The organism is Peribacillus sp. NPDC058002 (genome assembly GCF_042886655.1).
GTDB lineage: Bacteria > Bacillota > Bacilli > Bacillales > DSM-1321 > Peribacillus > Peribacillus aracenensis.
Map to the genome: position 1 here is coordinate 1 of NZ_JBHVQU010000133.1, position 10,218 is coordinate 10,218.

Sequence of the window (10,218 nt, forward strand, 5' to 3'; positions counted from 1 at the left end):
CTCATGAAGTATCCATAACAATCCAGACCATATGGTACATAGACGCGCATTTTGTAACCTTGCTTGACCAATTCGTATTGAGTTTTATTTCTCATGCCATAAAGCATTTGAAATTCGAATTGTGTATTCGGGATGTCGAACTTCTTAGCCAGCTCTTTTGTATATTCGATGATTTTGTCATCATGTGAGGCAATGGCCGTATAATTTCCGTTAAGAAGACTTTGCTTAATCAACTTTTTATAGTTTTCGTCTACATCATTCTTTTCGGGAAAAGCTACCTCGGCAGATTCCTTGTAGGCACCCTTTACGAGACGCAGGAATGGCTTATATTGGCCAAGGTCCTCCAAATCTTTCTCTGTGCGGAATAAATATGCTTGTAGAACAGTACTTATGCAGCTGTATTTTTCTTTGAACTGTCTAAAGATATCGATAGTTGCCTGACAGCGAACTTCATCTTCCATATCGATCGTGACCATGACTTTATGTTTTTCGGCTGTATCAAGAATTTTCGTCATATTCTCGATCACGAGTTTATGATCGATATCAAGTCCCAAAGAAGTCATCTTCAGAGAAACCTGTGAATCAAGTTTTTCCCTGCTGATCATTTCGATGGTTTCGATGCATTCCGCCGTCCGTTCTTGAGTCACTTCCTTAGAATCAACGAATTCCCCAAGGTGGTCTACTGTAACAGACAAGCCGCTATTGTTAAGTTGTTTAATGAATTTAATGGAACTTTGGAAATCAGTTCCCCCAATGATCTTTCCAGCAGCGAAATTTCCTCCGCTTTTTTTAGCAATATTATTAAGCAGATTATTTTTAGATAAAAACAAGAAAAAGTCCCTTGTAATGGCTTCCATATAAAGCGCACCCCCTAAGAAGATGTATTTCAATAAATTAAGCTTACGGTTTTTCGACAATATTCTCAATGTTCTAAAAAAACAATAATTCTGTCATTTGTTTGTCGGTTTTGGACAAATGAAAAGGTTTACATTGTTTCTTGTATGTTCGGATGAAACGAGGGTTTATATTTAAACTTAAAGAGAAACGCTAGAGGTAGAGCCTTTATTAGTAAGCAATGATGTGAATGACATCAATAAAAACGTTTAAAAAAGTGGCATCTCGACCATAATCATCCAATGCGTTATAATGAACCTTATTTAACAGAATGGGCAAGGTCCAAGAAAAAACGATAAATGACTAAAGTAAAATAGATGTAAAACCATAATTAAGTCGCATCGGCAAGCCGGGGAGGTTAAGGAATGATGGATGCTGTACTTGAAGAACTTAGAGAAACATCAGGATTGATAATAGGATTAATCTTGGCCCTGGTAATAATGGGTCTGATCGGCTATGCCCTTACGAATGTACATGAATCGATTGTGTCACCTGTGGTTCAGTTCATAAAGAAAATGGTTAATCGAAAATAGCTTAATAGGAATATATAACCTTTTGTCCCTTTTAGACAATCCCTGCAGGGTTTTTCTAAAAGGGACAAAAGAACCGCAAGATATATACATATCATCGGAAAAACCCCCGCTCCTAATGGAAGTGGGGGTTTATTTTTTAGATTCAGAACCCAGCCTTGGGCGAATCATTTTGTTCTGGGGGAGGTCAAATACGAAACAAGGTCATGGAGAACGAATTATCGTACCGTGGCCCACTGGCAATCCAGTTGTTGCTGGATAAGAAAGGATATTCAAAGGACTAACCTTCGAACTTGTATGATCATGGGTGTATGTAATTGAAAATAACGGAACGCAGGCAATATTGGAAGGGACTTCAAAGTGGGAAGGTTCGCTTGGGAAGTTAAGGACATGCGGCTGCTGGATGACTTTATTCGAGCGAAAGGAAAGTATGGTTTATGGGGCATGAACAAGGATTGAACAAATGCATTTAGCCCCGGCCATTACGCTAGGGCCCTTTTTGTTTACAAATCAAAGTAGTCATCTGCCTTTGCGCCAGCATCTATGCTCCGAACCGCCTTCATGATTTTCTTTAAAACCCCGGCTGACGGTACATACTTAGGATCGCTGCAAACTCTGCTTATCGTATTACGTGAGATTCCTGACGCACTGACAAACTCCTCTTGTGTATATCCGTGCTTATCGATTAATTTACCGACCTTGCTCCGCAGCTTGCTCTTTCCGAATCTAAACATTTGATAACCTCCTAGAATCATTTACTAGCAGTCTAGTCCAACTTTCACAAAAATATACACATAGTTTCGCAAAAATTAGGCATGCAAACGGTTGGTCGGAACAAACCAGTTTTGACAAATTGTATGATGAAGCTCCAAGTTCTTTGAATTTATTTCCATTTCAATTATAATAGTATGTGTAAGCTAACAGACTGGATAAGGTAAGTGAATGGTTAATTCATATGTTACTTAGGAGGGAATCATGGGAAGATTAGTTCATTTCGAGATTCATGTGAATGACATGGAACGGGCAAAGAAGTTTTATGGAGAGGTATTTGGATGGTCATTTCAAGATTGGAGTGAGTATGCAGGCATGCCTTACTTTGGAGCGGTAACTGGCGATGAGAAAGAACTTGGGATCAATGGTGCTTTGATGCAGCGTCAAAGTACTCCGCCGGAAACAAACCAAGCATTAAATGGATTTGCTTGTACAATGGGCGTGGAAGATTACGATTTAACGGAAGCTAAAATCATTGGGAATGGCGGTAACGTCGCAATGCCCAAATATGCCCTGCCTGGTATGGCTTGGCAAGGCTACTATATGGATACCGAAGGCAATATATTCGGAATTCATCAACCTGATGTAAACGCAAAATAGAGTGGATAATAGGTGAATTAAAACATGAAATCACAAGACACGGCAGCCATGCTTGAAATTTTACGCAATATCTGCCTTGCACTGCCTGAAGCTGTTGAACATATTGACGGCTTCGGCCACAATACTTTTAAAGTCAATGGAAAATCCTTCGTGATTTCAGGTGAAAGCGAGAAAGGATTCCGCTTGTCGTTCAAGTCAGATCGAGAAACTCAAGAATTATTGCTGCAAAACGAGAATTTTTTCAAAACCCCATATATAGGACATCACGGTTGGGTTTCTATTCAAAATCCGGATAAGGAAGACTGGGATGAATTGACCTATCTAATTAAAGAAGCCTATTTACGCGCGGCACCGAAGCGTTTGGTTAAGAAATGGAATGAGTTGCATAAAAAGTGAAGAAGGGCGGACGATCTGCCTTTCTTTATTTTTTTAGGTTCTTTCATCATTCCATTGGAGCGGCCAAAAGAGTTCTGTGTAAAAGAGACTCCGGAATTTGCAAAAGATAAAGAGGCATTGTTGTCTCTTGATGACTATCAGTGTGTATCATGAAATAAGCAGCTATCTTCAAAAATTGCGAGAATCAATCAGGTTTGATTGACGGAAAGGTGTATGGTTGAAGTGAATGTTGAATCTTTTTTTCCTGAGAACATTAAAGCGGCACTTAAGAATGATCCGCCCGGTGCATGGATGCCAAATTTGCCAGAAGGTTGCATTCGCTTGAGTTCAGGCTATCCTGATCCTGCTCTCGTTCCTGCTGAGGAGCTCAAGGTAGCTGTAGCCAGACTTCTTGATGAGGAGCAGGATTTGCCGCTCCATTATATCGGAAGTCCAAGAATTGCAAGACTAAAGCATCAAATCCAAAAAAAATTGGGAGAGCGTGGAATTTCCATTTTGGAAGATCAGCTTTTGATTACATCAGGAGCTTGCCAGGGGATCGATCTTATTGCCCGCGTCCTTCTTGATGATAAAGCGGTCGTAGCGGTAGAGTCTCCCACTTATATGGAAGCTTTAGAGATTTTTCAAAACTATACGAAGCAGATTATTAGTATACCCATAGATGAACAGGGACTCCAAACGTACCGATTAAAAGAAATGCTGGATGAAAGGAAACGTACAGGTCTAACCCTCCCGCGTTTTCTATATACAATCCCAACCTTTCAAAATCCTACAGGGACGACTATGACAATGGAGCGCCGGAAGCATTTAGTGGAGCTCTCCATCGAGTTTGATTTCCTCATTATAGAGGATGATGCATACGGAGAACTATCCTTTGATAAAAATCCGGTGCCGATAAAATCTATGGATAAATGCGGGCGAGTCCTCCAAGTTGGGTCTTTATCCAAGGTTGTTGCACCAGGAATGCGGATTGGATGGATAACAGGGGAAAGTGAATTCATTAAGGCTTTAGAGTGGTTTAAAAAAGATTTGGACCATCCATTTGCTCAAAGTGCAATGGCTGTATACTTAGAAAATACCGATTTTGAGAAACGGCTCGACCTTCTAAAAGATGTGTATCGTTCTAAATGTACTGCGTTAATCCGTGCGATGAAACAATTTCTTCCTGAATCCGTTTCCTGGTATGTACCAGATGGCGGTTACTTTGTATGGATGAGAGTTCCAGGTGTTGATACGTCGGATCTATTATCACAGGCACTGGCTGAGGGTGTTTCATATGTTCCAGGGAAATACTTTTTCTTGGATCAAAACGATGGAACCGAGTTTCTCCGGCTCTCGTTCAGTTATGCCAATGAGGAAGAAATAATAGAGGGAATTCGAAGGTTAGGACAGCTTATCGCATCTTTTTTCATAGATTGTCCTGAAGGGTTGTAAGTTAGTTAATCATTGCAATGATAAGGAGACGTAAAAAATGATTAGACTTACAAAAAAACCTCAAAAGAAAGTATATACAGATTTAATCAATCTTGCTTTTGATACATGTGATAGATTTCATCTGGTGATTAGAAAAGACATGGGTCCTTTAGATATGTTTAAGGATTTTTTGAAACAATTAGACAGTTCCCTTATAGAAGTAAAAGAAGAATCCGAATGGGCCAGTAATATTCTTCTGATGGTGAAAAAGCGTTTGTTTACTATTATCATACAGATTCCTCTGCTAAAGCCATTATATTGGATGCGACAAACTCCTTATATGACTGGGTATATCCTCAATTACCAGAGGATTTATCATTTTTCAAAAACGGAAAAGAATGGTTGGCAACGAATAGCCATGAACAGGAATGCTATATTCTGACCGAAGATAAAAATGAAATTGATAAAGTTATGAATATTAAAGGAATAAAAGCAAGTTTAGAAGAATAGAGCGTTAATCCATCATTCAATAAAATGACTTTTATAAAGCAGTCTATCTTGGAATAAATTCCATCATAGATTGCTTTATTCTATATAATAAGGGGTTCCGAAATTTGAACGCCACTTCCCTTTACTCTAAAATTTTTGAAAAAATGGTCAACTAACTAATCATTCAAGAGTCAAAAATAATTCGTGAACAGGAAGAAAGTAATAATAAAGCTTTAAAAGAACTCATCAAAAAAAAACCCACCAACATCTCATGTGTTGTCAATTATACTCCACGCATGTTGAAGTCGTGACGGATTTGGAATGGAAGATTCTAATTAAAAAATGCCCTTGCTAGTTTAAATAAACATTTGCCAGTTCTACCCTGATTTCGTTGAAAAGTACTTTTGCGATTTCGGGGTCTTTTTACTGTTAAACCCTTGTCATTCCAGTTTTCTTCCGATTGTATTTTTAGTTATTTTGGCAAATCTTTATTTTAACTTGAACAGTGGAATGCTGGTTGATGGGTTGGGTTTCAGTAGGAGATATTTTGTAAAAAGAGTGTGAAGTTAAAATAAAACCCGATTCCGGGAAATAAACATATCCGATCAGTTTGATAAAAAGTGATTAAGCATGGTATAAGTGTAAAAGAAGCAGGGACATTTTGCTTTTTAATTTTGGGATAAGGGGTTGGCCCGGTATCCCATAATGAGAGGATTTGGATTTGAACATGATAGATAATTTTTGGCGTGATTTACCACGGCCTTTTTTTATACTGGCACCAATGGAAGATGTGACGGATGTTGTTTTTCGCCATGTAGTGAGTGAAGCAGCCAGACCTGATGTGTTTTTTACAGAGTTTACAAACACGGAGAGTTATTGTCACCCAGAGGGGAAACAAAGTGTACGTGGACGTTTGACTTTTACAGAGGATGAACAACCAATTGTAGCCCACATATGGGGGGATAAGCCTGAACACTTTCGGCAAATGAGTATTGGTATGGCGAAACTAGGTTATCGGGGTGTGGATATCAATATGGGCTGTCCTGTACCTAATGTGACACAGAATGGGAAGGGAAGCGGCCTTATCCGTCGTCCCGAAGTTGCAGCAGATTTAATACAAGCAGCAAAAGCAGGAGGATTGCCGGTAAGTGTAAAGACAAGGCTTGGTTTCACGGATGTAGACGAGTGGCACGACTGGCTGACACACATATTGAAACAAGATATTGTCAATCTATCCATTCATCTGCGTACAAGAAAGGAAATGAGCAAAGTAGATGCTCATTGGGAACTAATCCCGGAGATCAAGAAACTTCGTGACAAGGTGGCACCAGATACACTCTTGACGATCAATGGGGATATCCCTGACCGTCAAACTGGCTTAAAGCTCGCTCATCAATACGGCATTGATGGAGTTATGATTGGGCGCGGTATTTTCAATAATCCATTTGCCTTTGAAAAGCAGCCGAAAGATCATAGTAGTAAGGAGTTGCTTGATCTATTAAGGCTGCATCTGGATCTCCATGATAAATATTCAAAATTAGGACTACGTCCGTTCAAGGCTCTTCATCGCTTTTTTAAGATATATGTCCGCGGGTTTCGAGGGGCAAGTGAATTAAGAAATCAATTAATGAGCACAGAGTCAACAGATGAAGTGCGTGCATTGCTTGATAACTTTGAGTCAAAGAATCTTGATGGAATGGGATAACGGTAGAAGTGTTCCCATTCAGGTGAAAGCGAAGTAGGACGTTACTTTATATGTTTGTTAATACATGTAAAAAGCACACCCAAATGGCTTCTTACATGAAATATTGCTAAAGGAATCAGATGATACTGGTTCCTTTATTTTTTTGTGAAATCCACCAAACCCTCCATGCGTTGTCAATTATAGTCAACCCGTGTGGTTAGAAATTCACTTGAACATGCGATCGATTTTGAACTAGTTTCTAAAAATTCAGCAGCGAAAATCAAACTGTCAAAAGCAAATAAAAAAGGAATCAATTATAATCATCTTTCTCCTGGCATGAACTCCGGGGATGCGACAAGGTGAAATACCCGGACTACGCGGAAGATGCTGACTTAGTGAAAGGGGGAATAACTATTAGACAAACGTTAAGTCACGACGGAAGGACAATAATAAATGGGGCTAAAACCAAGTCGGGTTTACGAACCATTAATTTATCTGAGAAGGATGCTGAAAGGGTGAATTAACCGTTTCAAAAGAGAAACTTAGATTAGGGGATATTTATCAAGATCACGTATTTAGTGGCTTGCGCTCAGCATGGAACTCCTGATGATCCAGCCAATGTGAGCAGAACTTTAAATGAATGATTAAATTAGTCGATGTACCTAAAATCCGTGTTGTTCAAGGGGATATATGAAGGTCATCTCAGAACGATTGAGACACAGTAATCAAAGGGAAGGATTAGATAAATAGAAAAAAACCCTTGCTACGCAAGGGTTTTCGGATATGGAGCATAGCGGGATCGAACCGCTGACCTCTACGCTGCCAGCGTAGCGCTCTCCCAGCTGAGCTAATGCCCCGAATTGAGGTACAATAATTATTTTATCGGATTTTGGTGAAAAGTCAATATTAAATATGAGATTTTTGCAAAAATGATAAATAGCCATTAATTTAAGAGGATGCCCAATTGGGGGGATGGTCTAAAACTTAGCGGACTCGTTGAGGCTCGATCTCTTAATATTGAGGGAAATTAAAAGGGGTTCGGAATATTTAATTCCGAACCCCTTTTATCTTTATCCTGTATTTTCGATCTCAACCCTTTTAATCTCCTTAAGATTGGAGACGGTGTAATACACTTCCGATGTTCTGATTTTATGATCGACCAAAACTTTAAGTGTCAAAAGGTGGTTGTCATTTGCCACATCTTTGATTCTAAGGTTTTTGATGAATATTTTTTCGTCTTTGATTTTTTTCAGTACGATGGCAATGTCATCTTTATTTTGTACGACCAGCTGCAGAAGAATTTCTTTTTGCCGTAACTTCATCGGTCCGAGCCAGGTGACGATTGCGGGCACCAATTCGACACTAATGATCAATAGGATGACGCCGGCTATTGCTTCGACAAAGAATCCTGCTCCAACGGCGATTCCGATTCCCGCCGCTCCCCAGATGATGGCGGCTGTCGTTAATCCGGATATGCTGTTGTTGTCCCTCCGGAGAATGACGCCTGCACCGATAAAGCCGACCCCGGAAACGATCTGAGCCGCCAGACGCAAGGGGTCCATTGTGATATTTACGTCGTCGCTCCCCGGGAACTTATAAGCGGATTCCATGGAAACGATCGTTAATAAACAGCTGACGATTGAAATGACCAGGCTTGTTTTTAATCCAACGGGTTTTCGTTTCATTTCTCGCTCTAGTCCGATAATTAGTCCAAGGAGAGCTGAAATCCCCAATTTAATAAGGATTTGCAGTTCCGATTGAGGGTCGAATGTCCATTCCATTTTGTTTCACCACTTCCGAATTATTATCGAATAATAAGATCATCTGTTGCCATATACCCGTTTTCTAAAAAAGACTACCCTAATAATTTTAACATAGTAGAATAGAGTTCAATGAAACGTAATTCCGTTGAAAGGAGGAATTTAAGTAAATGCCAAAATTGAATCCTTATGTAGCGTTAGCGATCGGTGTGGCATCCGTATCGTTTTCGGCCATCCTTGTTAAATTGGCGACAGCTCCATCGGGTGTTATCGCCTTTTACCGTTTATTATTTACTGTGCTTCTAATGTTGCCGGTTTTCTTGGTGAAATACCGTCATGAACTTAAATTTATTAAAAAAATGGATTGGCTGTATTCGATTGCGGCAGGCGTGTTTTTGGCTTTTCATTTTATATTATGGTTTGAATCGCTTAATTACACATCTGTCGCGAGTTCAACTGTGCTTGTCACACTCCAGCCTTTATTCGCTTTTGCCGGAGCCTACCTGTTTTTTAAAGAAAGGTTTTCGATGAAGGCGATATTGAGCGGCGTCATTGCGATAGCAGGCAGCCTTGTCATTAGCTGGGGTGATTTGAGAATCAGCGGTATGGCGCTTTGGGGAGATATACTTTCGCTTATCGCATGTGCGCTGGTAACCGGTTATTTACTGTTTGGTCAAAATGTTCGAAAACGCATCTCTTCTATAACATATACTTTTGTCGTGTATGCAATCAGCGCTGTCGCATTGTTTTTCTATGTGATCTTCAAAGGAGAGGCATTGGCGCCTTATCCTGCTACCGATTGGATCAATTTCGTTCTGCTTGCGATTTTCCCGACTCTATTAGGGCATTCTTTATTCAATTGGTCACTAAAGTGGTTAAGCACTTCGACGCTTTCAATGGGAATTTTACTTGAACCGGTGGGAGCGACAATTCTGGCTTATTTCATATTGGATGAACCGATACTCTGGACGCAGGTCCTTGGAGGTACCATCATATTGGGTGGTTTGATGATGTTCTTAAAGGATGAAAAGAAAAGCAAGGTAAATAAAGAGGCGCAAGTTTCCGTATAAAAGCAGTAAGTCTCCCGACTTACTGCTTTTATTTAATAGGGGTGAAACAAATAGGTGATCCGTGTGAAAATCAATCCAAAAGTAAAGCTGAATAAAAACGTCGTACCATTCACTTTGCCTTTTTCCCTGCTGAACTTGATGGCTTCATAAAAAGCGGTACTGAATAAATAAAGGGCCATACAGTAAGAAATGAGTAATCCGATTAATGAGAGATTCATTGCTTCACCTCATGGAAAAAAGATATCTATATATGTCTATTTGTGTTTCTATTGAAATATGCTTCGTTTATTCATAATACATGAGCTTGGTCCGGAAACAGGGTGGGTGTGATGATGATGTAAAGAATATATAGAAGGGAACAGGTGAAAATGTTTTTTTTGAAAAAGTTTTATAAAACGTATTGCAAACACTTTTAGTACATGGTATATTATTTCTTGTCGCTAAGACAACAACTTAAACAACTAACAAGTTGGAAAAACATTTTTAAAAAAGTTGTTGACGAAACGTGACAGAATGTGTTACATTATAGAGGTCGCTTCTGAGAGAAACGACAACAAAAATTGCTCTTTGAAAACTGAACAAAACAAAGCGCCAACGTTAAATTTTAAGTG

At 39.5% G+C, this 10,218-nt stretch carries 11 protein-coding genes and 1 tRNA gene; 7 read left to right on the forward strand and 5 right to left on the reverse strand.

Annotation, left to right across the window (positions count from 1 at the left end):
* A partial coding sequence (locus ACFVSH_RS18570) for a proline dehydrogenase family protein (protein WP_387707248.1) occupies window positions 1-857 on the reverse strand: 857 nt, incomplete at its 3' end.
* Window positions 858-1,259: 402 nt separating this feature from the next.
* Between ACFVSH_RS18570 and ACFVSH_RS18575 the strand changes: the two genes are divergently transcribed.
* Window positions 1,260-1,427, forward strand: a complete 168-nt coding sequence (locus ACFVSH_RS18575; RefSeq protein ID WP_387603770.1) for a hypothetical protein — start codon at window positions 1,260-1,262, stop codon at window positions 1,425-1,427.
* Window positions 1,428-1,927: 500 nt separating this feature from the next.
* On the opposite strand, the gene ACFVSH_RS18580 is transcribed toward ACFVSH_RS18575, so the two are convergent.
* Window positions 1,928-2,158: a helix-turn-helix transcriptional regulator gene (locus ACFVSH_RS18580; protein WP_387603767.1), complete on the reverse strand. Its 231-nt coding sequence runs from the start codon at window positions 2,156-2,158 to the stop codon at window positions 1,928-1,930.
* A 241-nt stretch (window positions 2,159-2,399) separates the two neighbouring features.
* Here ACFVSH_RS18580 and ACFVSH_RS18585 point away from each other — a divergent pair, with 241 nt between their 5' ends.
* The 5 genes from ACFVSH_RS18585 (at window position 2,400) to ACFVSH_RS18605 (ending at window position 6,798) form a co-directional block, all read left to right on the forward strand.
* Entirely contained in the window at window positions 2,400-2,795 is a 396-nt protein-coding gene (locus ACFVSH_RS18585) for a VOC family protein (protein WP_387707249.1), read from the forward strand.
* Window positions 2,796-2,819: 24 nt separating this feature from the next.
* On the forward strand, window positions 2,820-3,191 hold the full coding sequence (locus ACFVSH_RS18590) for an MmcQ/YjbR family DNA-binding protein (protein ID WP_387707251.1): 372 nt from the start codon (window positions 2,820-2,822) through the stop codon (window positions 3,189-3,191).
* A gap of 222 nt (window positions 3,192-3,413) precedes the next feature.
* Window positions 3,414-4,625, forward strand: a complete 1,212-nt coding sequence (locus ACFVSH_RS18595) for an aminotransferase-like domain-containing protein (protein ID WP_387707253.1) — start codon at window positions 3,414-3,416, stop codon at window positions 4,623-4,625.
* A gap of 37 nt (window positions 4,626-4,662) precedes the next feature.
* Window positions 4,663-5,046 carry a hypothetical protein gene (locus ACFVSH_RS18600; protein WP_387707255.1) on the forward strand — a complete coding sequence of 128 codons (384 nt, stop codon included), beginning with the start codon at window positions 4,663-4,665 and terminating at the stop codon, window positions 5,044-5,046.
* Window positions 5,047-5,820: 774 nt separating this feature from the next.
* On the forward strand, window positions 5,821-6,798 hold the full coding sequence (locus ACFVSH_RS18605) for a tRNA dihydrouridine synthase (RefSeq protein ID WP_387707259.1): 978 nt from the start codon (window positions 5,821-5,823) through the stop codon (window positions 6,796-6,798).
* 763 nt (window positions 6,799-7,561) lie between these two features.
* Here the strand turns inward: ACFVSH_RS18605 and ACFVSH_RS18610 are convergent.
* Both ACFVSH_RS18610 and ACFVSH_RS18615 read right to left on the reverse strand, forming a co-directional pair.
* Window positions 7,562-7,634: transfer RNA gene (locus ACFVSH_RS18610), tRNA-Ala, on the reverse strand.
* A gap of 213 nt (window positions 7,635-7,847) precedes the next feature.
* Entirely contained in the window at window positions 7,848-8,558 is a 711-nt protein-coding gene (locus tag ACFVSH_RS18615) for an MgtC/SapB family protein (protein WP_387603756.1), read from the reverse strand.
* Window positions 8,559-8,707: 149 nt separating this feature from the next.
* On the opposite strand from ACFVSH_RS18615, the gene ACFVSH_RS18620 reads away from it, so the two are divergent.
* Window positions 8,708-9,607: a DMT family transporter gene (locus tag ACFVSH_RS18620; RefSeq protein WP_387707257.1), complete on the forward strand. Its 900-nt coding sequence runs from the start codon at window positions 8,708-8,710 to the stop codon at window positions 9,605-9,607.
* Between the two features lie 32 nt (window positions 9,608-9,639).
* Here ACFVSH_RS18620 and ACFVSH_RS18625 read toward each other — a convergent pair whose 3' ends face one another.
* On the reverse strand, window positions 9,640-9,825 hold the full coding sequence (locus ACFVSH_RS18625) for a hypothetical protein (RefSeq protein WP_192206835.1): 186 nt from the start codon (window positions 9,823-9,825) through the stop codon (window positions 9,640-9,642).
* Window positions 9,826-10,218: the final 393 nt, after the last annotated feature.

Excerpts from the sequence above, each read along its gene's own strand:
- ACFVSH_RS18575 (WP_387603770.1), top strand. The coding sequence starts at position 1,260 with ATGATGGATGCTGTACTTGAAGAACTTAGAGAAACATCAGGATTGATA.
- ACFVSH_RS18580 (WP_387603767.1), bottom strand. The coding sequence starts at position 2,158 with ATGTTTAGATTCGGAAAGAGCAAGCTGCGGAGCAAGGTCGGTAAATTA.
- ACFVSH_RS18585 (WP_387707249.1), top strand. The coding sequence starts at position 2,400 with ATGGGAAGATTAGTTCATTTCGAGATTCATGTGAATGACATGGAACGG.
- ACFVSH_RS18590 (WP_387707251.1), top strand. The coding sequence starts at position 2,820 with ATGAAATCACAAGACACGGCAGCCATGCTTGAAATTTTACGCAATATC.
- ACFVSH_RS18600 (WP_387707255.1), top strand. The coding sequence starts at position 4,663 with ATGATTAGACTTACAAAAAAACCTCAAAAGAAAGTATATACAGATTTA.
- ACFVSH_RS18605 (WP_387707259.1), top strand. The coding sequence starts at position 5,821 with ATGATAGATAATTTTTGGCGTGATTTACCACGGCCTTTTTTTATACTG.
- ACFVSH_RS18615 (WP_387603756.1), bottom strand. The coding sequence starts at position 8,558 with ATGGAATGGACATTCGACCCTCAATCGGAACTGCAAATCCTTATTAAA.
- ACFVSH_RS18620 (WP_387707257.1), top strand. The coding sequence starts at position 8,708 with ATGCCAAAATTGAATCCTTATGTAGCGTTAGCGATCGGTGTGGCATCC.
- ACFVSH_RS18625 (WP_192206835.1), bottom strand. The coding sequence starts at position 9,825 with ATGAATCTCTCATTAATCGGATTACTCATTTCTTACTGTATGGCCCTT.